The 26,685-nt window shown below is 37.4% G+C and carries 15 protein-coding genes, 1 tRNA gene and 1 pseudogene; 7 read left to right on the top strand and 10 right to left on the bottom strand.

The features are described from left to right. Positions 1 to 719: 719 nt before the first annotated feature. Positions 720 to 4,208 carry a DNA polymerase III subunit alpha gene (dnaE, locus tag BN67_RS07410; protein ID WP_019223495.1) on the bottom strand — a complete coding sequence of 1,163 codons (3,489 nt, stop codon included), beginning with the start codon at positions 4,206 to 4,208 and terminating at the stop codon, positions 720 to 722. 439 nt (positions 4,209 to 4,647) lie between these two features. Between dnaE and recG the strand changes: the two genes are divergently transcribed. Together recG and BN67_RS15235 are read left to right on the top strand one after the other, a co-directional pair. Further along, positions 4,648 to 6,756: an ATP-dependent DNA helicase RecG gene (gene recG / locus BN67_RS07405; RefSeq protein ID WP_019223494.1), complete on the top strand. Its 2,109-nt coding sequence runs from the start codon at positions 4,648 to 4,650 to the stop codon at positions 6,754 to 6,756. Positions 6,757 to 8,523: 1,767 nt separating this feature from the next. Beyond that, on the top strand, positions 8,524 to 8,658 hold the full coding sequence (locus tag BN67_RS15235) for a hypothetical protein (RefSeq protein ID WP_280101217.1): 135 nt from the start codon (positions 8,524 to 8,526) through the stop codon (positions 8,656 to 8,658). A gap of 186 nt (positions 8,659 to 8,844) precedes the next feature. Here the strand turns inward: BN67_RS15235 and glmS are convergent, their stop codons facing one another. From glmS to BN67_RS07365, 5 genes are all read right to left on the bottom strand, one after another. Beyond that, positions 8,845 to 10,668: a glutamine--fructose-6-phosphate transaminase (isomerizing) gene (gene glmS, locus BN67_RS07385; protein ID WP_019223490.1), complete on the bottom strand. Its 1,824-nt coding sequence runs from the start codon at positions 10,666 to 10,668 to the stop codon at positions 8,845 to 8,847. A 168-nt stretch (positions 10,669 to 10,836) separates the two neighbouring features. Further along, positions 10,837 to 12,186 (bottom strand): bifunctional UDP-N-acetylglucosamine diphosphorylase/glucosamine-1-phosphate N-acetyltransferase GlmU, encoded by a 1,350-nt coding sequence (gene glmU, locus BN67_RS07380; protein ID WP_019223489.1) that lies wholly within the window; start codon positions 12,184 to 12,186, stop codon positions 10,837 to 10,839. A gap of 15 nt (positions 12,187 to 12,201) precedes the next feature. Further along, positions 12,202 to 12,990, bottom strand: coding sequence for a cytochrome c biogenesis CcdA family protein (locus tag BN67_RS07375; RefSeq protein WP_019223488.1), 789 nt, complete (start codon positions 12,988 to 12,990; stop codon positions 12,202 to 12,204). 46 nt (positions 12,991 to 13,036) lie between these two features. Then, positions 13,037 to 14,053, bottom strand: coding sequence for a carboxypeptidase-like regulatory domain-containing protein (locus tag BN67_RS07370; RefSeq protein ID WP_019223487.1), 1,017 nt, complete (start codon positions 14,051 to 14,053; stop codon positions 13,037 to 13,039). Positions 14,054 to 14,065: 12 nt separating this feature from the next. Further along, complete coding sequence (locus BN67_RS07365; RefSeq protein WP_019223486.1) at positions 14,066 to 14,389, bottom strand: HesB/IscA family protein; 324 nt, start codon at positions 14,387 to 14,389, stop codon at positions 14,066 to 14,068. Positions 14,390 to 14,507: 118 nt separating this feature from the next. Here BN67_RS07365 and BN67_RS07360 point away from each other — a divergent pair, with 118 nt between their 5' ends. The 3 genes from BN67_RS07360 (at position 14,508) to BN67_RS07350 (ending at position 20,061) form a co-directional block, all read left to right on the top strand. Next, on the top strand, positions 14,508 to 15,704 hold the full coding sequence (locus tag BN67_RS07360) for a deoxyguanosinetriphosphate triphosphohydrolase (RefSeq protein ID WP_019223485.1): 1,197 nt from the start codon (positions 14,508 to 14,510) through the stop codon (positions 15,702 to 15,704). 31 nt (positions 15,705 to 15,735) lie between these two features. After that, positions 15,736 to 17,493, top strand: a complete 1,758-nt coding sequence (gene argS, locus BN67_RS07355; RefSeq protein WP_019223484.1) for an arginine--tRNA ligase — start codon at positions 15,736 to 15,738, stop codon at positions 17,491 to 17,493. A gap of 153 nt (positions 17,494 to 17,646) precedes the next feature. Then, complete coding sequence (locus BN67_RS07350; protein ID WP_026088216.1) at positions 17,647 to 20,061, top strand: SPOR domain-containing protein; 2,415 nt, start codon at positions 17,647 to 17,649, stop codon at positions 20,059 to 20,061. Positions 20,062 to 20,153: 92 nt separating this feature from the next. Here BN67_RS07350 and BN67_RS07345 read toward each other — a convergent pair whose 3' ends face one another. Continuing rightward, entirely contained in the window at positions 20,154 to 20,528 is a 375-nt protein-coding gene (locus BN67_RS07345; protein ID WP_019223482.1) for a hypothetical protein, read from the bottom strand. 301 nt (positions 20,529 to 20,829) lie between these two features. On the opposite strand from BN67_RS07345, the gene BN67_RS07340 reads away from it, so the two are divergent. Further along, positions 20,830 to 21,936 (top strand): branched-chain amino acid aminotransferase, encoded by a 1,107-nt coding sequence (locus tag BN67_RS07340; RefSeq protein WP_019223481.1) that lies wholly within the window; start codon positions 20,830 to 20,832, stop codon positions 21,934 to 21,936. A 114-nt stretch (positions 21,937 to 22,050) separates the two neighbouring features. On the opposite strand, the gene glpX is transcribed toward BN67_RS07340, so the two are convergent. Next, positions 22,051 to 23,037 (bottom strand): class II fructose-bisphosphatase, encoded by a 987-nt coding sequence (gene glpX, locus BN67_RS07335; RefSeq protein ID WP_019223480.1) that lies wholly within the window; start codon positions 23,035 to 23,037, stop codon positions 22,051 to 22,053. 525 nt (positions 23,038 to 23,562) lie between these two features. Then, positions 23,563 to 24,873, bottom strand: coding sequence for a homoserine dehydrogenase (locus BN67_RS07330; RefSeq protein ID WP_019223479.1), 1,311 nt, complete (start codon positions 24,871 to 24,873; stop codon positions 23,563 to 23,565). 1,304 nt (positions 24,874 to 26,177) lie between these two features. Between BN67_RS07330 and BN67_RS07320 the strand changes: the two genes are divergently transcribed. Continuing rightward, positions 26,178 to 26,252, top strand: a tRNA-Glu gene (locus BN67_RS07320). 193 nt (positions 26,253 to 26,445) lie between these two features. On the opposite strand, the pseudogene BN67_RS11870 reads toward BN67_RS07320, so the two are convergent. Further along, positions 26,446 to 26,685 (bottom strand): annotated as a pseudogene (locus BN67_RS11870) (DNA adenine methylase); the annotation flags it as partial.

The following is a 26,685-nucleotide window of genomic DNA, read 5'->3' as shown; positions in this document are numbered from 1 at the left end:
ATTATCTGTCGTTTCTCACCTTGAATCATAATCCCGAATACTGTAAGATTTTCTCATTTCAAACTTACTTATCTTGCATCAATTTTATTCACTTGGCTTTATAAGCAGAGTTGACATATAGAGTAAAATGAGAAAAAAGGAAGAAAAATGCCTCTCATGGCCTTCATGCAAGAGCTATTTATAACCCATGAATTAGTAAAGTGAATGATTGTGCCGGCTTGTTATAGCAGTAAATACCATTTGTTGTACATTCACAAACTTGCCTAAAAAACATCTCTTATTACCTAAACCTATCCTACGATAGGCTTATAAAATGATATCTAATAGTCCAAAGCCATGATACACCGCTTTATGCCTGATAGAGACCAATTTTGTACCTGTTAAATACAAGCCAGTGCAGCACAATTATTCACTTACCAACGCTCATAACAGGCAACAGCTCTTGCATTCAAACCGTTCACAAAAGCCATCTTGTACAGGAATTTTTTCACACACTTATAGCACCAATGATAGGTAAAGGAATAATCTTGATGACTTCATCATAAAGAACTTGAAATGAAAAAACCCGCTGTATTCAGCACGCTTACTCAATCGTGAAAAACATGTGCATTACTCTTATAAAGCGATATATTGCCACGATATTTTTTTCAGAGACAAACTGTAGGAGACCAATAAGAAAAAATACCAATCAAAACAAACAGTCACCCCATAGCTTTCGATTAAGTAAGCTCCACATCAACAATACCATGAATTGATTTCATCGCATTTGCCACATGTGAATTAACCTTGTATCGCTTTGAAAGTGTGATTTCGACTTCCCGTAATCCATTCTCTTGAATCAGAACAATCCCTACTTGCCCATCTCCACTATGGTTTAAATTTTGCTCAATTTGTGGAAGCATATCAACTGTTTTTATAAAAAGACGCATCATTTTATGATGCTGTAACACTTCATCTTCTAAGGATTGAGCGGTCTCAAGCTGTAAGCTAATACCTTCAGAACGGTTTTCTGCACTTACCGTAACAATAAAAGATTTTCCAAGTTCTAGTAGATCCTCATAAACTGCAAGCGCTTCAGAAAATAAAATTGTCTCATATTGTCCACTCGTATCAGAAAAATGAATAATCCCCATTTTCTTACCAGATTTTGTTTTTCGTACTTGTTTTGCCACAACAGTTCCAGCAAGCCTCGCAACAGTCGCCCCCCTTTTAACAGCATGAGAAAAATGACCCCAAGTCTGTATACGTTTTTTAGCAAGAATATCTTGATATTCGTCTAAAGGATGCGCAGAAAGATAAAAACCGATTGCTTGAAATTCCCTATAGAGCTTTTCAGCGGGAAACCAAGGAGCTGTTTGCGATAAAATTAAAGGCTCTTTTAACGCGCTTGTCGCCCCAAATATATCAGTTTGTCCGCTAGAATTGTTATCGAGAATACGAAGTGCACGCGCATGAAGCGTTGCAAGACTTGCCAATAAAACTTCGCGTGCAATATGAAAACAATCAAAAGCGCCAGCATAAATTAAACTTTCCATCGCGCGCTTATTAACAATACGTGGATCAATACGCTCACAAAAATCTTCTAAATCTTTAAAAAATTTATCTCCACGACAAGCAACAATATGATCAACAACCGCCTCCCCTACACCTTTAATAGCAGAAAGAGAATAATAAATACAGTTATCACCAACCTCAAAAACACGGTGTGATGTTTGCACAGAAGGTGCAATAACCTTAATTCCTAGCCTTAATGCTTCACGCCGAAAATCATTTAATTTATCTGTATTGGTCATATCATACGTCATCGAAGCAGCTAAAAACTCAACGGAATGATGTGCTTTCATATAAGCTGTTTGATAAGAAACAATCGCATAAGCAGCAGCATGCGACTTATTAAAACCATAATCTGCAAATTTTGCTAAAAGATCAAAAATAACATCAGCCTGATCTTTATCAACACCATTCGCAACAGCTCCATTTACAAAGCGCGTACGCTGTTGTTGCATTTCTTTTTGAATCTTCTTCCCCATAGCACGGCGTAACAAATCCGCTTCGCCAAGCGAATAGCCAGCAAGCACCTGAGCAATCTGCATCACCTGTTCTTGATACACGATAACACCTTGTGTTTCTTGAATCAGATAATCTATTTTAGGATGAATAGAAGCAATTTCCTCTTCTCCATGCTTGCGTGCATTATAAGTTGGAATATTCTCCATCGGACCAGGACGATAGAGTGCAACAAGTGCAATAATATCCTCAATACGATCCGGCTTCATTCCAATGAGTGCCTTACGCATACCAGCACTTTCAACTTGAAACACACCAACCGTTTCACCACGTGCCATCATAGCATAGGTCAGCACATCATCCAGAGGGATATTGGCTAAATCTATTTTGATTCCCTTGCGTGCAACAAAGTCGACCGCCATTTTTAAAACAGTCAGCGTTTTTAATCCCAGAAAATCAAATTTTACCAATCCTGCCTGCTCAACATACTTCATATTAAATTGTGTAACAGGCATATCAGAACGCGGATCGCGGTACATCGGAACAAGCTCTGAAAGTGGTCGATCACCAATAACAATTCCCGCTGCGTGGGTTGAAGCATGACGATAAAGCCCCTCCAACTGAAGAGCGATATCTAACATGCGCCCAACGACGGGATCTTTTTTCTTTTCTTCCTCAAATTTAGATTCATCATTAATAGCATCAGCCAATTCAACCTGGCTCCCAGGTGTCGCAGGAACGAGTTTCGTCAGATAGTCGACCTGACGATAAGGCACTTCCAAAACACGCCCAACATCACGCAATACTGCACGCGCCTGTAGCTTACCAAATGTAATAATTTGAGCAACTTGCTCGCGACCATATTTTTTTTGAACATAATGAATCACTTCTTCGCGTCGCTCTTGACAAAAATCGATGTCAAAATCCGGCATAGAAACACGATCTGGATTAAGAAAACGCTCAAAGAGAAGAGAAAAACGTAATGGATCAACATCGGTAATTGTCAATGCATAAGCAACGAGTGAGCCCGCACCAGAACCACGCCCTGGACCAACAGGAATACCATGAATCTTTGCCCATTTTATGAAATCAGAAACAATAAGAAAATAGCCAGAAAATTGCATACGTGTAATAATAGAAACTTCATAATCAAGCCGCTGTTCATAATCCGCAATGGTATATCCTTGAGCAAGACCAATTGTCTCAAGCCGCATTTTCAAACCAGCTTTAGCTTGATTTAACAACTCACTATCTTCGAGTTTTAAAGTCGTTTCTGAATCAACAGATTGCTCTATAAAACGAGGCAGAATGGGTTTACGAACCGGCGAGGAAATATGACAACGCAATGCAATTTCAACACTGTTTTCCAAAGCTTCTGGGAGATCAGAAAACAGGGCAACCATTTCATCTTGTGATTTCAAATAATGATCTGGCGTTACACGTTTACGTTCCGGATTAGAAACTATCTGTCCCTCTGCAACTGCCATTAACGCATCATGTGCTTCATACCCTTCTTTGTTTAGAAAAAAAGCTTCATTGGTTGCAACAAGAGGAATTTCATATGTATACGCCAATTCAATAAGTGCAGCTTCTACCTTCTGATCAAAAGAACTATGACGCTGTAATTCCACATAAAGACGATCACCAAAAGTTTTTTTCAAATAAGTTAAACGTTCAACAGCGCGTTCTTTTTTATCTTCTTCCAAAAGAAGATTTATAGGTCCTCCTTTGCCACCCGTTAAAACAATGATTCCTTCACTGTGTGCCAAAAGCCAATCAGCTTTGATATGAGGAGGATCAGTGTCGCATTTGTCAAGATAAGCACGGCCCACAAGACGAACCAAATGCGCATAACCTCTCTCCGTTGCAGCCAAGAGAACAAGAGAACCAAAATCAGAAGGATGGTGCCCTTTAACAAAATGCGAATGATTATTTTCATCACCAAAATCAATTGCGAGTTGACAACCAATGATAGGCTGAATCCCCTGAGAAAGACAAGATTGGGAAAACTCCAAAGCACCAAATAAATTATTTGTATCGGTAACGGCCACCGCTGGTGCATAATCGGAAATTGCATGTTGAATAATTTGGGGAATTTTTAAAGCCCCTTCGAGAAGGGAATAAGCAGAATGTACCCTCAAGTGAATAAAACGAGGAAAAGATTTTTTATTATTTTGTGTTTTACTTTTATTTTCCGCCACTCTCAAAGTTTCCCACTACAAAATAAAGACCAAATTACAAGCTTTACCAATTTATAACTCTTTACCACTCTATCATATTAAAGAACACTTTAACGTATCATACCTTTATAAATCTTAGAGATTCATTTCCTCCGTAGATTGCCTAGAATCCTAGTTTTAATGATATTAATAGGCATTTTCTATTAAGAAAACACCTCTATTCACAGCAAATAAATACACAAGAACAAAAATAAATAAATCCTACAAAAAACGATTAATATTCAAATTATTTCTTATTACACTTTTAATTAATATCTTATGTAAAGTATTACTTTAAATTATTAAGATTAAAATTATAAAATCCAAAGTATAAATAAAGAAGTTTTTTATGATACAATTTGTCCCTAAAAAGTCTTTTTAAAACACTAGAAAAAATAAAAAGAGCAGGATAAATTCCCTTATGACTCCAAGCCTTATCGCTCCCCTTTTTAACTCTGTTCGTACCCTTTCTGGGGTGACACCGAAACTCTATAGCCTACTGGCAAAAATTTTAAATATCAACCCGATACAACGTGAAGCTACACTCATTGATCTCCTTCAACTCATGCCTTATTCTGCTATAGACCGTAGAACGCGCCCCACTATTGCTTATGCCCAAGAAGACAGGACTGTTACCCTTGAAATTGTAATCGATCAACATCAAGCGCCACCAATGGGCCGCAACCGGCTACCCTATCGGGTTGTTGCCCATGATCCAACAGGAAAAATAAATTTAGTTTTTTTTCATGCCAAACCATCTTGGCTAAAAAAACAACTACCGGAAGGAAAAAAAGTCGTTGTATCAGGTAAAGTAGAGCGGTTTAACGGGCAGCTTTCCATGATTCATCCAGATCATATTGCATTCAGTGAGCAATCAAATCAAATACCTTTGATAGAGCCCATCTATCCCTCTACCGCCGGATTGTCAGTAAAAATGCTAAGGCATGCAATACAAAATGCCCTCGATTATCTTCCGCCCTTACCAGAATGGATAGGAGAAGACGTCAAGAGTCAGCAAAATTTTTCTTCCTTTTCCGTTGCTTTACGTCGAATCCACACCCCTATAGACCCCAATGATCTAACTTTAGAAAGTGCTGCACGTAAACGTCTTGCCTATGATGAACTGCTAGCTTGTCAATTGGCTCTTGGTTTAACACGTTTACAAACCAAATCTCTTTCTGGAATCTCTCGCCCACCGACAGGAACTTACACAACAAAACTCCTAAAAGCCCTCCCCTTTCAACTGACAAATGGACAAACAAAAGCCATAGAAGATATTGCAAATGATCTTGCTTCACCAGAACCAATGTTAAGACTTCTCCAAGGTGATGTAGGAGCAGGAAAAACCGTTGTTGCCCTCATGGCAAGTGCACAAATTGCGGAAAATTCAGGACAATCCGCTTTAATGGCACCAACGGAAGTTCTTGCCCGACAACATTTTGCGACCATTGCACCTCTTGCTGAAAAAGTAGGTCTGCAAACAACCCTTTTAACGGGACGAGAAAAAGGAAAAATACGATTAAACATCTTGAACGATATTCTATCAGGGCAAGCTTCCATTATCATTGGAACCCATGCTCTCATACAAAAAAGTGTCACTTATCATAACCTTGCTTTAGCAATTATTGATGAACAACACCGTTTTGGTGTTCATCAACGACTTGCGCTGACAGCAAAAGGCCATAAACCTGACATGCTGGTAATGACCGCCACCCCTATTCCACGGACACTCGTCTTAACAGCTTTTGGTGACATGGATGTTTCTAAAATTACCGAAAAACCACTTGGACGACAATCAATCACAACAGCAATCCTTTCTTCAAAACGTATTCATGAACTCATAGAACGCATTGCCATTGCCTTAGAAAAAGGAGAAAAACTTTACTGGATTTGCCCCTTAGTGGAAGAATCTGAAAAGCTTGAACTTACTTCCATTGAAAGCCGTTTTGCTATGCTTCATGAACAGTTTGGGATGCGTGTTGGAATGATCCATGGAAAAATGTCGACAGATGAAAAAGAAGCCGCTATGGCATCTTTTAAATCTGGCAATGTACGTATTTTAGTTGCAACAACAGTCATTGAAGTGGGAGTGGATATTCCTGATGCTTCGATCATCATCATCGAACATGCAGAACATTTTGGACTTTCACAATTACATCAATTGCGTGGACGTGTTGGACGAGGAGACAAAAAATCTTCCTGTATTTTGCTCTACAAAGAGCCATTGTCAAAGATGGCAACAACACGCCTTAATATTATACGAAGTACAGAAGACGGTTTTAAAATTGCTGAAGAAGACTGGCGTTTACGAGGAGAAGGAGAGCTTTTAGGAACCAAACAATCTGGTATTCCCGAGTTTCACATAGCAAACCTTGCAATACATAGTGATCTTTTATCCATAGCAAGAAAAGAAGCACGTTTATTTTTACAACGTGATCCTCACCTTTCTTCAGAACGAGGACAAGCTTTACGTTTACTCCTTTATCTTTTTGGACGTGATGACGCTATGCGTTTATTACGAGCCGGATAACAGCCCAAAAACAATCAAACAAAAAAGAAAGCCGTACCAATTCTATGACAAACATTTCTCCTTAGTATCTCTCTTTCCCATCATGGATACCTTTTATTTTTATGATACCTGTACATAGTGGTTTGTACATTTTTTTAAAATGCCAACTCCCCGCAAACGCTAGTCTTCTTCAGAAATTTTAATACCGAATAGCTGAATACAAGGGCGAGAAGAATTTCAAATAGAGTATTCCATCAGCCACTTGGCTACACATTTTAGAGGAAAATTCGACCTACCAAGGACCCTATAAAGTAAACCAATAAAGAATTTGCAGGAGATATTAAATATCTAACTGGCAAAAAAAGAAAATTTGACACTCACTAAAATCCAAAACAAGAGAACAAACACTCTCAAAATGGAGTAAACATATCCCCTTCATACGTGAAAAGGATGACTACAATAAACAGCCCCCACTCCTGCAACATAACTGCTATAAGCCTGGCTGCTAACAACAAACAAACACTTACAACACAAACAACAAAACATTGTATCAGAACAATACCAAAAAACTTGCTCTATTTTAAGCACTTTTTCGTGATTTTTTAATCAAATTGCCGCAAATATAAAATATATTTCCCTCATTAAACGATGAGAAATAAAACCCTTTCTATCTACACTAACCCTTATTCTCTTATATAATATAAACTTGCACAACTCTGTAATCGATCCGTTATCTCAAACAACCACAGGTCTCTCAAGAAACTTATATGCTCATTAAAATACTCATTTACTGCTATTAGAGCCCCCTCTAACAGATCCATTATATCTCTCTTAAAGCTATTTCACCAAAATCTTTTCAGAACACTCTATGAATAATCATAAAGATACGAATACGCTCTTTTAGCTAGCACATAGACTTATCATACAGTTTCTTTAAATAAACTGCCAACAGATATTATATGTTATTTGTCAATCAAAGTTTCATAAAAAGATATTTTTCATATAAATTAAATAAGTCAATATTATTAAATTTAAAAATTAAGTATTATACAATGTATTTCTAAAATAAATTGTCCATATTATAAAATATTTTTAAATAAAATGATAAATTTATCTTAATATTTTAATATAATACATATTACATATCTCTACTTTTTCAAAAAACTTTAGTCATTAAAGCTTTATTATAAAATTATTTTTATAATAATGGGTGCAATCTAGCCATTTCTATTATAGTAAGTTGAATCGTATAATTGAGAGTTTTTCTTCAAAAAGAAAAATTCTATTAATGTTTGGCAATTTTAGAAGAAAAAGCACGGATAATTTTGTACGAAAGCCATCTATAGAACAAATTTTATCACAAGATTTAAAAAATAGAATTTTTTCAAACGGTTTTGCAAATCTACAAGAGTAATTTTGAATCCCAAATGCTGTCTTCCCTTCTAAAAGACATCTCACCTAGAACGGCCCCCTAGTAACAAAATATTATTCTCTTTTACTATTCAAAACATTCCAATTGTTCTCTATCAGTAATAATTTCTGCAAAAACGTCTCTAAAAAACTCTAACCACCTCTGTATAATTTATAACTTTTATCCTTAAAATAGCAACACATTGATTTATAATCACAATTTGTCGTGATAAACCTTGAATTATAAACCCCAAATACCCATAAGATTCTCTCATTTCATACCTCTTTATGTTGAATCAATTTTTTTACTTGACTGTACGCCACAAGCAAGATTGGCATGAAGGTAAAAGTTATAAAAAAGAAGGGAAAACACCTCTCATGAATCGCCTTCATGTAAAAGCTGTAGCAACATTGGGTGCTAGTAAATATATGATGGTGCCGGTTTGTACCTTCATAAGCGTGAAGATTGCTATGCACAATGGACTTACCCGTTATATAATTTACGAACGATAGCGCGAAATAGGCTTAAGAGCTCTAAGAGAATCTCTTTAAAACAAACCCTCGTGCACAGCAACACAATTTTATTCCTCTAAAAATAAAACACTTCGAAAATATTTCTTCATTCAAAAAATCTGGTAAGAAAGACAAAAACCCTCTTACGTTCTTCTGATTTTTTCTCTTTCTTCTGAGAAAAAGTCTTTATTCAACAGTGACTGATTTTGCCAAATTACGCGGTTGATCAACATCTGTTCCTAATAAAACAGCCGTATGGTAAGCGATTAACTGGATCGGTAAGGCATAAATAATGGGTGCAATAAATTCTGAAACATCTGGCAAAACAATCGTTGATAAAGTATCAAGACGAACTGCTTCTGCCCCTCTTTTATCAGTTATCAAAATAATACGACCATTGCGCGCGGCTACCTCTTGCATATTAGAAAAAGTCTTTTCAAACCATCTATCATAAGGTGCCACAACAATAACTGGGAGTGACTCATCTACCAACGCAATGGGTCCATGTTTCAGTTCACCCGCTGCATAACCTTCAGCGTGAATATAAGAAAGCTCCTTTAGTTTCAGCGCTCCCTCTAAAGCAATCGGATAAGAAGTTCCACGCCCGAGATAAAGAACACCTTTTGCATTTGCTAAATGACGGCAAATCTGTTCAACCCTATCATCTAGTTTTAAAACCTCGTTTAAAATTCTTGGAATTTCTGCCAACTGTTGAACCAACTGGTGTTCTGCCTTCTCTGAAAGATATCCACGTTGCTTTGCGGCATCAAGTGCCATAGCAGCAAGCGTTGCCAATTGACAGGTAAAAGCTTTTGTTGACGCAACACCAATTTCCGGCCCCGCTAATGTGGGGAACATAAAATCAGCTTCTCTTGCCATTGTCGACTGCTCAACATTGACAATTGTCGCTGTTTTTATGGCACGTTCACGACAATAACGCAAAGAAGCCAAGGTGTCAGCAGTTTCACCCGATTGGGAAACAAACACCGATAACACATCAGAATTTAATGGAGGCTCACGATAACGAAACTCTGAAGCAACGTCATTATCAACACTTAAAGCAGCAAAATTTTCAAACCAGTAACGTGCAACTAAGGTGGAATAATAAGCTGTTCCACAGCTCGCAAAGAGTAATCGATGAATATTTTTCCAATCAATCAAATTTTCAAATGAACGAACTGTATAATTTCCAAGATCAAGATAATGTGCCAAATTATGAGAGATAACTTCAGGTTGTTCAAACATCTCCTTGTGCATAAAATGACGATGATTGCCCTTAGAAACCAATAAATTTCCCTCAAATAATGTTGTAACAGGGCGTTGTACCTGCCGATTATTCGCATCATAAATTGTGACACCTTCCCGTGTCAGGACAGCCAAATCTCCATTTTCCATATAGCTAACACGATCTACAAATGGTGCCAAAGCAAGTGCATCCGATCCGACAAAAAATTCATCTTTTCCATATCCAACTGCCAGCGGCGGACCAGAACGAACAGCAATCATAAGATTATCTTCACCCTCAAAGATAAGAGCAAGAGCAAAAGCACCTTGCAACCTTTTCCAACTTGTTCGCATTGCTTCTTGCGGAGAAAGACCACTTTTTAGTGCGCGCGTAATTAAATGTGCAACAACCTCGGTATCCGTTTCTGTTTCAAAAATATAACCATCTTCAATGAGTTCTCTTTGTAATTCTAAAAAATTTTCAATAATACCGTTATGAACAACAGCAAGCCGTTCCGTAACATGAGGATGAGCATTCCTCTCCACAGCAACTCCATGAGTAGCCCAACGAGTATGACCAATCCCCAAACTTCCTTCCAGAGGTGTCTGTTTTAATTTTTCTTCTAAATGAACAAGTTTACCTTCAGCACGCATACGATGAAGGTGCCCATTATGCACTGTTGCAACACCAGCAGAATCATAGCCTCTATACTCAAGACGCCTCAAACCATCAACCAAAGAAGATATAATACACCTCTTTCCAAGAATTCCGATAATTCCACACATTAAAAAGCTCCAACCTCCATCCCAAATTTATATCATTCTATAAAATAATCTCATAGCTTCCATTCAAAACTTTGAATCATCAGATAAATCAAATATGTGGTACGGCAACACTTAAAAGTAAATCTTCTATAAAAAGAGTTAAATCGTTATAAAGAAAAAACAGAATGATCACTTCTTCTGTTTATTCTCTGATAAGCGCGCACGCAACCTTATTGCATAATCTTCTTTTATCACTTGCCGTGCACGCCCCAAAGCCATACTATTTATAGGGACATTTTCGGTGATAACACTTCCTGAAGCAATGTAAGAACCGTCCCCTATAATCAATGGAGAAACCAGAGCTGAATTAGAACCAATAAAAGCATGATCACCAATCACCACTTTATGTTTTCGAAATCCATCATAATTGCAAGTGATCGTACCAGCACCGATATTGCTATGAGCGCCAATTTCTGCATCACCAATATAACTCAAATGATTGATCTTAGAAGATTCTCCGATTTTTGCTTGTTTAACCTCGCAAAAATTTCCAATCTTGACCGATCTCCCTAATTCTGTTCCAGGGCGCAAACGTGCATAAGGTCCAACCTGCGCAGACGCCCCAACCATAGCACCTTCTAGAGAACTAAATGCATGAATAACTGCACCAGATTGTACCTTGACTCCCACCCCAAAATAAACATTGGGCTCAATCACCGCCCCTGGCTCAATCTCTGTATCATAAGAAAAATAAACCGTTTCTGGTTTAAGAATTGTAACACCAGATAACATGAGACTGCGTGCTTTACGCTTTTGCCACAAAACATCCGCTTCAGAAAGCTCAAAACAGTTATTAATCCCTATAATATTATCAAAAGGTACCTCAACAACGCGAACATCTCGTCTCTCACTCGCTGCAATAGAAACAAGATCCGTTAAATAATATTCTTTTTTCAAATTATGATTATTAACCTTCTCTAAAAGAGAAAGTGCATGCTTTCCATTTATGGCAAATATTCCACCATTACAAAAAGAAATTTTTTTTTCTTCATTGCTTGCATCTTTTTCTTCTACAATCGCGACAAGCTGACCATTCTTCTGAAGAAGGCGCCCATAACCTGTCGGATTTGAAGCGTGAAAACCAGCAACAACAATGTCTGCCCCATTAGCAAGCTGCGCACGAACTTTTAGCAATGTCTCTTGCTCAATCAAAGGCGTATCGCCAAAAACAATCAGAACATCATCCACGCCTTTTTGCAAAGCGAAGCGAGCAGATAAAACAGCATGAGCAGTTCCAAAACGCTCTTTTTGCTCAAAAATCATTGCATTTTTTGCAAATGATTGCACAACTTTTGTGACATCTTCTGCACCAGCCCCCACAATGACTGCTAATTGTGAAGAACCTGCCAACTCTATTTGTTTTATAACGTGGCATACAATCGGCAACCCACCAATTTTATGCAGCACTTTAGGAAGAGACGACTTCATACGCGTTCCCTCACCTGCTGCCAAAACAATAGAAAGACAATTTCTAACCATAAAGATCACATATAATTAACGAGAAAATCCAAAAAAGCTGACAACATCACGCCAATGAAAGGATTCTACATTACTAAGTGAAGGATAATGTTCCAAAAGCCAAAATGAAAAATCCTGCATAGAGCCTGTTAAAAATAAAATACCAGTAATAACCAAAAAAACGCCAATAATTTTTTCAACTTTTCCTAAATGAATACGAAAAGTCCCTAAAAACTTCATAAAACTGCTTGAAAATAAAGCTGCTAACACAAAAGGCACTCCCAGACCTAAAGCGTAAACCCCTAAAAGGAGCGCCCCTTCACCTACAGTTTCTTTTGTTCCAGCCAAAGTTATAATAGGTCCTAAAATGGGACCAATACAAGGTGTCCAACCAAATGCAAAAGCTAAACCAATAATATAAGCCCCTAAAGGACCAGCAGGCGTTTTACGCGTTTGGAACCGCACTTCACGAAATAAAAAAGCAATTTTAAAAAGACCTAAAAAATTGAGACCACAAACAATAATAATGATTCCAGCAGCAAGAGCAAACCAATCACGATAATAACCAATGAATTGACCAATTGTGCTTGCACTGGCACCTAAAGCAACAAAAACGGTTGTAAAACCAAGCACAAAAGCAATAACAGAAAAGAAAAGTTCCCACCGTATAAACACTTTCCCATTGTGCTTTTCTGAACGAAAATCATCAATACCAATACCTGCCATATAGCATAAATAAGGAGGAACTAACGGCAAAACACACGGTGATAAAAAAGATAATGCACCGGCAAAAAAGACACCAACTGTTGAAATTTCTATAGCCAAAACTTTCTATCCGCCTCCTATTATGGTTTATACCTATGAAAAATCATCAATCTACATCTTCATCAATTTTTTGCATATTTTGCGTATCCGCCACCACACTTACATCTTCATCATGGCCGGAAACAACTGAAAAACCTTTTTGATAAATTTTATCTTTATTTTTAGCAATTGCAATATATTCCCCCTCCGCTAACACGAGTGAAACATAAGAACCCACTGCTTCATAAACAATATCACCAGAATCATTGGTAATAGACCAGCTTGTATCGGCAAGCGCTTCTCCTCCCTCTTGTCGTAGCAACTTTAAAACAATTTGAGCGGCCTGATGTTCAAGAGTGACCTCGGTAATTTTTCCAGTATCCACCTGAATATCTGAACGAACAGTAGCATTAATAGAACCATAATGAGAAGCAACATGATAATGCCCAGCTTTTAAACGGATAAGCGATTGGGGCTTAACATTTGATAAAACCACACCAGTTTCATCATTTTCTTTCTCATCCTCATAGATAGTAAAACGCAATTCTTTGTCATTGATTGTCCCATTAAGCAATGTAGCATTTAAAACGACACCACCAGCATCAAGATTAAAATTTTTAACAACACTTTGCCCACTTTCTAAAGTAACATGACGCACCACACTTGCGTGACCAAATGAGACATGAACAAGATAACTTCCTGGTTCTAAGGAAAAACGTGCACTTCCACCCTCATAAGTTGCAATCAATGGTAATTTATCATCAATTCCTAAAATAGGTGCGTAGACCCGCCATACCACCCCCTTCATGATATCTTCATTACTATTTTTTAATCGAGCATTCAGCATAAGTTGGGACTGAGCAACGAAATCTTCTTTTTCATGATCGTAAGATTTTAGAATGAAACTTTTTGGCTGTTTTTGCTGAGAATCTTGTCCTCCTCCTTCTTCAGAAAAGGCATAGCAGCTTTCACCCATTGCAGTAAGCACCACGCATAACCACAAATATAGACGCAATTTTCTTATAAAAATACTCATTTTCGCATTGTTGACCAAAATCATTTTTTTTTCAAGAAACAATCTCACAGAATCATCTGCCTAAATTGAAAAGCTTACACCACAACCACATGACGAAACAGCATTAGGATTATGAATTTGAAAAGACTGCTCCATAAGATCATCAATAAAATCAATTTCAGCCCCTTCCATAAAAGGAAGAGAAAGTGAATCAATCAAAACAACAGCACCATTTTTTTTAAGAACGAGATCACCCTCATCCATTTCAGAAACCAAATTATATTTATAAGAAAATCCGGAACATCCTCCACCTTCAACGGAAATACGCAATCCTATTTTATCGGGTTCACTCGAAAGTATCTGTGCAATTCGTTTGGCAGCAACATCTGAAATATTTACACGCATTCTCTATATCCTTGCTATATATTCTTGCATTAAACCCTTAAGAAAGAGTATCCCAAATAAAGAGGAGTTTATTCATAATAAACCAACCTCAATTTAAAATGAGAATGGACAGCTTGCAATGGATATAAGCAATATCAATTACCAATCTCGAGCAATCTATAGTGCCAACCCGCAAGCAAGCCGCGGTCGATTATTCCATGAACCTATGAGCAGCATGCGAACATCTTTTCAACGAGATAGAGATCGCATTATCCATTCTAATGCATTTCGACGCCTTAAACATAAAACCCAAGTGTTTATTGCTGATGAAAGTGACCATTATCGCACAAGACTCACACATTCAATAGAGGTTTCTCAAATTGCAAGAACCTTAGCACGTGCCCTGTGCCTTGATGAAGACCTTGCCGAAGCCATTGCTCTTGTTCATGACTTTGGGCATACGCCTTTTGGTCATGCAGGAGAAGACGCCCTTAATGAAGCAATGACACCTTATGGCGGTTTTGACCATAATGCACAAGCATTACGCATTGTTACAAAATTGGAACAACGCTATGCAAATTTTGATGGACTTAATCTTTGTTGGGAAACACTCGAAGGACTTGTGAAACATAATGGTCCTCTTTTAGGCCGTTATGCACACGACAAAGAAGTTCCTATCGATATTCTACAATACAACGAAAAACAGGATCTTGAGCTCGATTCTTTTGCTGGACTAGAAGCACAATGTGCTGCCATTGCAGATGATATTGCTTACAATGCCCATGATATTGATGATGGGCTGCGTTCGCAATTTTTAACACTCGATCAGTTCGAGCAAGTTTCGCTGACAGCAGCATTATTAAAAGATATAACAGACGAGCACCCACAACTCGATCAAGATCGGCGTGGTTACACACTTGTACGAAGACAGATAAGAGCCATGGTTGAAGATGTCATCAAACACGCACAAGAAAATCTCGCACGCATAAAACCCAAAAACATCAATGATGTTCACCATGCAGAAGAAACCATTGTTGCCTTTTCACCCACAATGTCCCTTTATGAAAAAGAACTAAAAAACTTCTTATTTAAAAATCTTTATTACCATGATCACGTTCTTAATCGTCGCAATACAGCGAAATCTATTGTACAAAAATTATTCGACTGTTATTATAAAAATCCGGATGCAATGCCTGAAAGTTGGGGCAGCAAAACAGCCCATTTAACAAATGAAGCGCGGGCACGTCTTATTGCCGACTTTCTATCAGGTATGACCGATCACTATGCTCTGCGTGAATATCACCGTTTATTTGGCCATGCAGATGATTTCTTTTAATCGTCTTTGAATACCGTAATGGAAGATGAATATGAATGTCTTTAAAAACTTCGAGGAAAAAATTAAAAAATCACTCGAATTATCTGATATAAAAGGAAAAAATGGTGAAAGAATCGATTTTTCAAAAATCACTGTTGATCCTCCACGTGATTTTTCACATGGCCATTTATCAACAAATGCTGCTATGGTCCTCGCAAAATCTGTTGGGTTAAACCCTCGTGCGCTTGCAGAAAAAATCATAGAGCTTCTTAAAAATGATTCCGCTATCGACTCGATTGATATTGCCGGTCCTGGTTTCATCAATCTCAGGCTTACAAAGCCATTTTGGCAAGATGTTGTAAAATCTATACTTGAATTAGGTCTCTCTTACGGTCGCATTCCTATGGGAAAAGGAAAGCGCATCAATGTCGAATATGTCTCTGCAAATCCAACAGGACCAATGCATGTTGGGCACTGTCGAGGTGCCGTTGTTGGAGACGTACTCTCCAATTTGCTGCAATTTGCAGGGTATGATGTGACAAAAGAATATTACATCAATGATGCTGGTCAACAAATCGAATTACTCGCCCACTCCGTTCTCTTGCGTTATCGTGAAGCTCTTGGAGAAAAAATTAATGAAATTCCGGAAGGTCTCTACCCTGGTGAATACTTAATTCCCTTAGGGAAATCACTTGCTCAAGAGTTTGACGACCAATTACTCACCATGGATGAAGAGAAAGCTTTATCTATCGTGAAAGAGCGCGCAATTCATGCGATGATGTCAATGATTCGCCAAGATTTGGCCTCTCTTAATATTTACCATGATGTCTTTTTCTCTGAAAAAATGCTTTATGCAGATAATGCACGTGCTATTCGTAATACGATTAATGATCTTACTTTAAACGGTTATATCTATAAAGGCAAACTTCCGCCACCAAAGGGAAAAGATACCGAAGACTGGGAACCGGCTGAACAAACCCTATTCCGCTCAACAAATGTTGGTGACGATCAGGACCGTGTCTTAATTAAATCTGACGGTTCTTACACTTATTTTGCTGCTGATATTGCTTATTTTCGTGATAAATTCAATCGTCATTATGATGAAATGATTTATATTCTAGGTGCGGACCATGCTGGTTATGTCAAGCGATTAGAAGCGATGGCCAAAGCAATTTCTGGTGATAAAGCCAAATTAAGTGTTTTCTTATGTCAATTAGTAAAGCTCTTTCACAATGGCCAACCTGCGCGCATGTCAAAAAGAGCAGGATCATTTGTCACTTTGCGTGACGTTGTAGAAGAAGTAGGGCGTGATCCAGTCCGTTTTATGATGCTGTACCGTAAATGCGAAGCACCTCTTGATTTTGATTTTGCAAAAGTGACGGAACAATCAAAAGATAACCCTATCTTTTACGTACAATATGCAAGTGCACGTTGCCACTCAATCTTTCGTCAAGCACGAGAAGCTTTTCATATTGAAAATTTTTCGACAAATACAATGATTACACATCTTGATCGGTTAATAGATGAGAGTGAAATATCTTTAATACGCAAGCTTTCTGAATATCCACGTATCATTGAGCAAGCAATCATCCATAAAGAACCACATCGATTGGCATTTTATCTCTATGATCTTGCTTCAAACTTCCATTCTCATTGGAATAAAGGAAATGATAATACCAGTTTACGCTTTATTCAACCGGATGATAAAGAGCTATCACTTGCCAGATTAGGATTGATTCAAGCTACGATAAATACCCTATTATCAGGACTTCAAATTGTAGGAGTTGACGTACCGACAGAAATGCGTTGAAAAAGTTCTGTAAATACATAAAATAAGTTCTTTATTGAAAAGCTTTTTTATGTATGCTTGTTATAAGAGGGGGAAATTTATAATTTTAAAGTATACGAAATTACAATTAACCATTTATTGCATGCAGATGCAGATCATCATGTGAGAAAAACTATGAGCGATAACGATCGCAAAAATTCGTGCGAAATAAAGCAGGATCATGAACATCACGATCCTTTAGAGAGGCTTATGCAAATTTTTAATCCGAATAAACAAAATGCAAGCCAACATGATCAATCTTCCGTACAGACTGATCCATCAGCCTCTCAATCTCCCAAAGTTTCATCACATGATGATTTTGATTTATTCTTTTTAGAGGCGGAATTTGAAAATAACTTAGCAAATGATCCACCGTTTGATGAACAAGAAAAGCAACGGGACTTCCATGCAACAAGCAATGAACAAGCCTCATATGCGATGCAAACTGCTTCTTCTAACAATTTAGAACAAAAGAGGTTTTCATCCAAAGAAGAAAACTCTTCATCTCTTTCTCATGATGAAGAACAAATTTTAGATGCGCTTTCACCATTACCACTTCAAAAGAACCAATCATCGCAAAAAAGAAAAGCCTCAATGCATGATGAACCATTTTTTGATGAAGTTGGTATATATAACAACAGAACACCGACAGAACCCGTTGAACAGATCAACCGTTCCTCACAAACAACTGGGCAACAGTCGAATATCGCCAATACACAACAAAATCATAGCAATCTTTCCGAAAATCATCCCTATACAGTTTCAGCGGATCAGAAGAATAAGATGGGAGAATATTATACGGATGCCTCTGCCCTCCCCACAGATGTAAGCAGTTTTTTTTCATCTTCTGACCATATTTCAGAAGGAGAAAACGCTGTAAACTATGAAGAAACAAATAGTCCCCCACCACACTCCGTTGCAGAGCCAATCGATAAGTCTTCTGATTTAAAAGGTTTTCAACAAGAAGGCTATCCGGCTGATTATCCTCAGTTTAATGAAGAGAAATTCTTAGAGCAAGAATCTCATACTGGAAAAACTCCAAAATATAGCGATACTCAAGCTCAGGACATCAAAATCTCTGAAAAGATTTTCGGAGAAGAGGTGCCATATCATCAAGATCATCTCAATGATACGCACGCCTCATCGAAAGCTTTTAGCTCCAAACAAGCAGATCATTTTTCTGCGCATAACTATCCACACAAAGATACACCCCCTCCCAATGTTGATACCTATAAATTTTCAGAGGAGATAGTAGAAAAAACTGGGCCAATTATGGTTCCTGAACTCCCATATGAAGCGCCACAATATGATGTGTCAACCGATGGTTTGAAAGAAGAGTTTGCTGATGTTCTCAATGTTGGGAATGTTCCAGAAGAAAGTTTTTCACACCAACATCAGCAAAATCAAACCTTCAATGAAATCTTTCATCAAACCATGCAAAATCCAGGAGAAGATGTCTATAGAGATTCCCAAGCTCAAAATGCCAATTTTCCCACTGAAAATAGAGAGTATCACACTTCCCCTATTAGGGAAAATTCATCACACAAAGACGCAGATCAAACGCCTCCCCATACACCACCCTCTTTTCCCTTAAAAAATTTTATTATTGGTAAAACTTTTACCAAAACTATCGTTCTTCTTCTTTTAATAGCTGCCGGTTTTGCCGGTTACTTTCGCTTTTTTGTGTCGCCACAAGAAAATGAAAGTCCTCCTATTATTCACGCCGACAATACACCTTTTAAATTCAAACACGAAACAACTGAAACAAAAAATGATGCTGTACATAATTTAGATATTTACAAACAAACATCCGAAGAAAATGCGCAACAATTCCTTATTGATGCTTCTGAGCAGCCTGAGGATTTAGCGGAAATAAACCAACAAGAACTTATAAGTTCTTCTTCTAATGAATCTGATGTTGAAGATGCCGTAACTGAAGCCATTAATCATACTATTCCAACACAAGAAGTACAAACTGTTATTGTCAACAAAGACGGTACAATTGTTTTAGCACCCAAACATCACACAGAGCAAAAAACTACTAATGAACAAGAAGAAATGATTGACAAAACAGCTGAAAATCAATTTCAGGATTCCTCCCCCATTTCTTCACACGATTCTGACGTGAATAATAACAAAACAGATGGCAATCTCACGCGTGATATTAATGAAATAATTGCTGAAAATATTTCTCAAATTGAAGAAAAATTTATACCAATTCCTTCACCCGCAGAAAGAAACTCAGAACAACAAATAGATGCTTTTTCTCATTCAGAACAACCAAATCAAGCACTCACGCAAAGCTCAGAAGGTTATTACGTACAACTTTCCTCCCAACCAACCCATGCGCTAGCGAGAGATTCTTTGGAAAAAATGCAATCAAAGTTTGGCTTTCTTATCAGCGCTCGTCCTTTAAATATTCAATCTGCTCTCATACCAGGGAAAGGAACCTACTACCGTGTTCGTATTCAAACGCAAAACCGGAATGACGCTATAAGCCTTTGTGAAGACATAAAAAGTTATGGAGGAAATTGCTTCGTAACACGTTAACCAATAATGCAACGGGCTCGATAACCGTCGCATTATTGATTTCGATAGTAATACATTAAACTCATCAGGCTGCTTAAAAAGTGAAAATCCTATCAAATTTTTTCAGATTTATGTATTTGAAAGGGTGTTGTTCCTTGATCCATGTTAGGCTGACTTCTTTCTGAAGAAGGACCTTGTTCATAAGGTGAAGGTAGCGTTGTGCCTTTGTAAGTGTAAGGTGTAGGAGATGTTGTACTAAAATCTTTTCTCGGACTTATGATGGTTTGGCTTGATTCTGTAGAATTATTGTGAAACACGTCTTGAGAAGATTTTTCAAAAAAAGATCCTAAAAAGCCAAAAACAAACCAGATAATAAAAAGAGCAAGAAGAATGGCAAGAATACCTCTACCAATCGAGCTACGCTGTTCACGCTCTTTCTTTTCTGCAGCTGTATGTTCCTCGTATGTGTGGTAGTTTCTATCGATCATAGTAAATTCCTTTTCTCAATTCCCCTATTTTAAAGTTGTAAAATATGCGCATGTGCAATAATTCAAACACTTAGTTTTTAAAACGACAAATATGAAGAAAAGTTCCAAATAACTGGATGAAATTGAGAAGAAGAGCCTAAAAACAGCAACAAAAAATCTTTCAAGAGTCTTTTCTTTTAATCTCCTAATAAGACATTGACACAAAGGATTTTCTAATAATAAAGTCATCATAAGAATATCTTGGCATTTTTATGATAAAAAAGACATAAAAAGAAAGCACATCCCTAAAAAGGTTTTACTTATGAACTCTCCCACATCATCACTTTCGTTTAAAATAGAAAAACACCTATCACCCCTGTCAGATGAAAAACGTGAAGAAATTCTTAAAAGTCCTGGTTTTGGTCAATTTTTTACAGATCATATGTGTACCATCCAATGGACTAAAGATAAGGGTTGGCATAACGCAGTCATCTCTCAATACAAACCTTTAGAGATTAGCCCAGCAAGCACTGTTTTGCATTATGGGCAAGAAATTTTTGAAGGTTTAAAAGCATACCGTGCAAAAGATGGACGCATCTTGCTTTTCCGTCCTGATGCTAATGCACAACGTTTTATAGAATCAGCACAACGTTTAGCTATGCCAGAATTACCAAAAGACATTTTTCTGGATGCCGTTCATCAATTAGTAAAAATTGATCAAAAATGGGTTTCTGATCATCCCAATGCTAGCCTCTATATCCGTCCATTCATGTTTGGCAATGAAAACTTTTTGGGAGTTCGCCCTTCTCAAAAATATCTTTTTTGTATCATAGCTTCTCCAGTTGAATCCTATTTCAAAGGAGAAGAAGAATCTGTCAGTGTCTGGATTGAAACAGAGTATAGTCGTGCTGGTCCAGGTGGCACAGGTGCTGCCAAGTGTGGTGGCAACTATGCAGCCAGCTTACTTGCACAAAAAAGTGCAACTGAAAACAATTGCAGCCAAGTGCTCTTCCTTGATATGGTTGAACATAAATGGGTTGAAGAACTCGGTGGTATGAATGTTTGCTTTATTATGGAAAATAATACACTTGTAACCCCTGCACTGAATGGCACTATCCTTCCAGGAATAACGCGTCATTCCATTTTACAATTAGCCAAACAACTAGGTTTAACAATAGAGGAGCGTCCTTACTCTTTTGAAACACTCCAAGAAGATGCACGCAGCGGCCACCTTAAAGAAGTCTTTGCTTGCGGTACAGCAGCTGTTATCACAGCAATCGGTCGTTTTAAACACAAAGGTGGGGAATTTGTTATTGGAAATGAAATGGTTGGTGAAGTTACAAAAAAGCTTCGCACACAACTGGTTGATCTTCAAAAAGGGAATAGAGAAGATAATAATGGTTGGGTGCATTCTGTCCAGCTTTCATAAAAAGAAAAGAAATCTTTAAGCACCTCATGAGCGCTTCCATAAACACATCTTTTTTGACTTTTATGGAAGCGCACGCCTCAAAAATAAAACTCCTTGTATCTTTCTTAAAAAATATTAATCAAATTTTGAACAGTCTCGATGCTGTGCTTTAATATTACGAATTGTACCGGTATGAGAACGCATCACGAGAGTTTCCGTCTGAATATAAAGAGGAGTAAATTTAACTCCTGAAAGCATGTTTCCATCTGTTACACCTGTTGCAGAAAACAAAACATCTCCCTTTGCCATTTCTTCCATTGTATAGGCTTTATTGGGATTATCGATCCCCATTTTGGCTGCACGCGCAATCTTTTCTTCTGTATCAAGCAGCAAGCGTCCCTGCATCTGCCCACCAATACAACGTAAAGCTGCAGCAGCTAATACACCTTCTGGTGCGCCCCCAATCCCCATATAGATATCAATGCCCGTTTCATCTGGATCTGTTGTATCAATAACACCAGCAACATCTCCATCACCAATTAAACGAATTGATGCTCCTGTTTCTCGTACTTCATGAATCAATTTTTCATGACGAGGCCGATCCATTATACAAACAGTAATCTGATTAACAGCCACTCCCTTAGCCTTTGCAAGAGCATGAATATTATCAGCAGGAGCAGCATCTATATCAACAACCCCCTTTGGATAACCAGGACCAATAGCAATTTTATTCATATAAACGTCAGGTGCATAAAGTAAATTGCCTTTTTCAGCAATTGCAACAACAGCCAGAGAATTCCCAAGATTTTTAGCACAAACTGTTGTTCCTTCAAGTGGATCAAGTGCAATATCAATCGCCAATCCATTTTGAAGACCTACTTTTTCTCCAATATAAAGCATAGGCGCTTCATCACGTTCACCTTCACCTATCACCACTGTACCATCAATAGGCAATCGATTAAGTTCTTGACGCATTGCATCTACAGCAGCTTGATCAGCGGCCTTTTCATCACCACGCCCGCGCCAGCGTGCAGCTGCAACAGCAGCACGTTCAGTTACACGTGCTAATTCAAGCGTTAAAATACGATCAAGTCCATTTAAAATCTTTTGAGTTGTGGGCATATGAAAATCCTACTGAATGAACACTAGCGAAAAACACTAACATTTATTTTTAAATGTTAAGAAGAGAGCTTTTGGAAAAGATAAAAACTTTCCACAAGAGAAAATACTCAAACTCCTTCCCTTTTGTTATAAAATATAAAATCTCTAAGCAAAAATTCCAATTCTTTAAAAAACGAAAAAACGCATGGAATAGCGTTAACAGTATAAATCCAAACGATCTGTAAAAACTTAAAAACAGATTTTGAACACCCAAAAAGGATACTCTATGCAGCGAATACTGATTGGCCAACCTTCTGTATATTAGATGAACAAAACCAAAATGCTTGATCTAATAAATGAAGAAATCAAGACTCTCAACAATAAAGACAGATTTGGATAAACAACAAGAAGGCATCTGGCACCTAGTTTAACACCCAAAATTGTTTCTTAAACACCTGTTTATAAGAGAAAACCACCATAACCAATTGTAGAATAAATAAAAACTGAATCTCCCCCCTCTTTTAAAACATTAAAAAATTATTCATTCTACGCCACAGGTTCGATACGAATAAATTGAGGTTTTACAACAAGAGGCCCATCTTTTTCAATTTCGGCAAGCGCTTGCCGTACATTCACTTCTGTTGTTTCATGTGTTATCAAAATGATTGTTTTTACGGTCTGATTTTCTACAAACGATCTTTGAACAATCGACTCTAACGAAATATGATGATCAGCCATATGTCTTGCAACTGTTGCAAAAACACCAGAGCGATCATGAACATTCAAACGAATAAAATAATCACCTGCATGATGAGAAATACGTGCTTTTTTATGAGGCATAAGCTCCAACGCTGGGATTCCAAAAACAGGTGCATACTGAAAACCAGGACGGGCTTTTGCTATATCCACTAAATCGGCAATAACCGCTGATGCTGTTGCCATTCCTCCAGCACCAGGACCAGAAAACAGTAGTTCACCTAATAAATCACTTTGAATAGAAAGGGCATTCGTTACTCCGTGAATCTGTGCAATCATTGATGAGGTTGGTACCATTGTTGGATGAACACGTTGTTCGATTCCAGATTCAGTTTTTAATGCAACCCCTAAAAGCTTAATCCTATACCCCAATTCATCAGCCGCTCGGATATCAATCTGCGAAATATTACTAATTCCTTCAACATAGACATCATCTAACGAAGTCTCTGTGCCAAATGCTAAACTTGTTAATAAAGCCAATTTATGAGCAGTATCATTTCCACCAATATCAGAAGTTGGATTAGCTTCTGCGTAACCAAGTCTTTGGGCTTCTGTCAAACAATCCTTAAATGAAAGACCTTCCGTAAACATACGTGTTAATATATAGTTACAAGTTCCATTGAGAATGCCGTAAATCCTCGATATATGGTTACCTGTGAGTGATTCTCTCAGTGTTTTGATAACAGGAATTCCTCCGGCAACAGCAGCTTCAAAATTAAGAAAAACGCCTTTTTCTTCTGCACTTACAGCAAGTGCTACCCCATGTCGTGCGAGAAGTGCCTTATTGGCAGTAACAACATGGTGCCCCACTTCGAGCGCTTTCTTAACAGCTTCATGCACAACATCCAATTCACCACCAATTAATTCAACAAAAACGTCGATTTCATCAGAAACAGCCATTTCCACAGGTGTATCAAACCACTTTATATTACTCAGATCAATGCTACGATTACAGCTCTTATCACGTGCGCTCACCGCAACAATTTCAATCGACCGACCACATTGGCAAGCTAAACGATCAGCTTTTTCACGCAAAATTCGAACAACCGAGCTACCAACGGTCCCAAGACCAGCAACACCAACTTTTAAAGTTTCTGCCATTATCAAACTGCTTACCTTTATTGAAAAACGTGCCACATGTTGCGCAAATCAACGCAAACAATGCTCAAAACAGCACAACTTATAAAGAAGCCCCCCACTCTATTCAACCCAATTTTTCCCTAATAAAACGACGAACACGCATTCAATAAAATTTATAAAGAATACGAATATTCGTATTTACAAAGATCTAAGATCTATGGAAAAATAACCCTCTCAAATGATGAATTTTTTTATGAAGAACACAAAAAGTTCCAACCACTAAAATTGCATTCTTTTTATACTTCTTGCAAACAATCGCAACATAAAAAATATTATTTTGATCAGCACTCATAACACCGATACTCATAAAAGTGCAATACGTTATAAGCTTAACAGGACTTTACCCGTATAAAAACGATCAATTATTTATTTTCACTAGAGAAATCTATCCTTCCCCAACATTGAAAAATACTTCATACATAAATTTAACTCTTAAGAAACACTTCCAAATAGAAAATTTTAAACTTAGCGACACAAATTACCATAAAAAACAGCATAAAAGAAAAGCTTAATAAAACACAAAGGCTCCCAAAAACACCTCATAAGCACCTAAAGACGTGATGAATCATACATAAAATAACGGAATCAACAATTATTAAATAAACAACCAAATAAATGGCATTCCTTCATAATGATTAATGCGAAGTATAGTCATACTTAAATATAAAATAATACAACATATCTCACCATATGAATTAAAGTACAATAAAAACATTATAGTTTCATTTATATATAACTTATATTTACTTATACATCACAATAATTATTTAAAAATATATTCTATTATATATTATGAAGTGACGTTACAGTTTAAATCACAAAAATAGTTTTTGTATGATTCGCATCATTTATGAAATAACCAATAAATACTCATCTGTAGTCTTTCAGAGAACTGGTCTATAGCAAGTTATAATTTTAGAAAAACTCTACTTTCTTTTGTACAACGCCTTTAAGGAAACGCAAACGCCCTACAAAAAAATGATATAGAAAACACATCCATAGCGTTAAAACTCTGTCTTAAATCACTTCCCCCTATTCTTTAAATTATTGAGGTCATAATGATGCTCGTCATTAAAACCTTCTATCAGGAATAACAATTCTTTTCTCTCATTTTTTTGCATAAGACTGCAGAAAATAAAACAATACAGCAAGAATAAGATACATATACCTAAAAAATAATTCAATAAAATGCATTTTTTTCAAAAAAATGAATGAGAGGGCTTGCGAAGTAAAAAGATCCTCTCTATAAGCCTCATCATTGGTTCGCGCCCATCGTCTAGCGGTTAGGACGCCGCCCTTTCACGGCGGAAACAGGGGTTCGATTCCCCTTGGGCGTACCATTATCGCTTTTTCTACGTGTAACATATTCATTTTATCTACTTTTTTGAAATCTTAGGGATGCCTAGATAAAATCGAGGGAATAGGATTCTAAATACGTACTCCGTAACCACATTTTGGCTACTCGTTTTAGAGGAGAAGAATCATAGACCCTAGCCCTTACTGCCCCACATTTTTAAGTGCAAAAAACATTCTCTAACGCGCCAAGCATACGCGGCTAAATAAGTCAAAACTATTAGAATCACAAAGGCTATTGTGAATTAACAGCTCTTTTCGAGGAGCTTTTTTTGCCATACCTGCCATCCAAACTGTCTCAACTTCTAAAAAGTCAAAATCCTTAAAGATATCTCGCACCGCATCACAATCATTCAGGCTTAAAACAAACTTGCCTCGCAGCCCATTGAGAACTTTTGCCATATGGACAAAATCCTCTTC

Origin of the sequence: Bartonella rattaustraliani AUST/NH4, assembly GCF_000312565.1 — a bacterium.
Lineage (GTDB): Bacteria > Pseudomonadota > Alphaproteobacteria > Rhizobiales > Rhizobiaceae > Bartonella > Bartonella rattaustraliani.
Note: the sequence above shows the minus strand (reverse complement) of the source record. Positions and strands in the feature narration are given on the sequence as shown.

Coding starts and splice junctions, on each gene's coding strand:
- recG (WP_019223494.1), top strand. CDS start 4,648: ATGACTCCAAGCCTTATCGCTCCCCTTTTTAACTCTGTTCGTACCCTT.
- BN67_RS15235 (WP_280101217.1), top strand. CDS start 8,524: ATGAATCGCCTTCATGTAAAAGCTGTAGCAACATTGGGTGCTAGTAAA.
- glmS (WP_019223490.1), bottom strand. CDS start 10,668: ATGTGTGGAATTATCGGAATTCTTGGAAAGAGGTGTATTATATCTTCT.
- glmU (WP_019223489.1), bottom strand. CDS start 12,186: ATGGTTAGAAATTGTCTTTCTATTGTTTTGGCAGCAGGTGAGGGAACG.
- BN67_RS07365 (WP_019223486.1), bottom strand. CDS start 14,389: ATGCGTGTAAATATTTCAGATGTTGCTGCCAAACGAATTGCACAGATA.
- BN67_RS07360 (WP_019223485.1), top strand. CDS start 14,508: ATGGATATAAGCAATATCAATTACCAATCTCGAGCAATCTATAGTGCC.
- argS (WP_019223484.1), top strand. CDS start 15,736: ATGAATGTCTTTAAAAACTTCGAGGAAAAAATTAAAAAATCACTCGAA.
- BN67_RS07350 (WP_026088216.1), top strand. CDS start 17,647: ATGAGCGATAACGATCGCAAAAATTCGTGCGAAATAAAGCAGGATCAT.
- BN67_RS07345 (WP_019223482.1), bottom strand. CDS start 20,528: ATGATCGATAGAAACTACCACACATACGAGGAACATACAGCTGCAGAA.
- BN67_RS07340 (WP_019223481.1), top strand. CDS start 20,830: ATGAACTCTCCCACATCATCACTTTCGTTTAAAATAGAAAAACACCTA.
- glpX (WP_019223480.1), bottom strand. CDS start 23,037: ATGCCCACAACTCAAAAGATTTTAAATGGACTTGATCGTATTTTAACG.
- BN67_RS07330 (WP_019223479.1), bottom strand. CDS start 24,873: ATGGCAGAAACTTTAAAAGTTGGTGTTGCTGGTCTTGGGACCGTTGGT.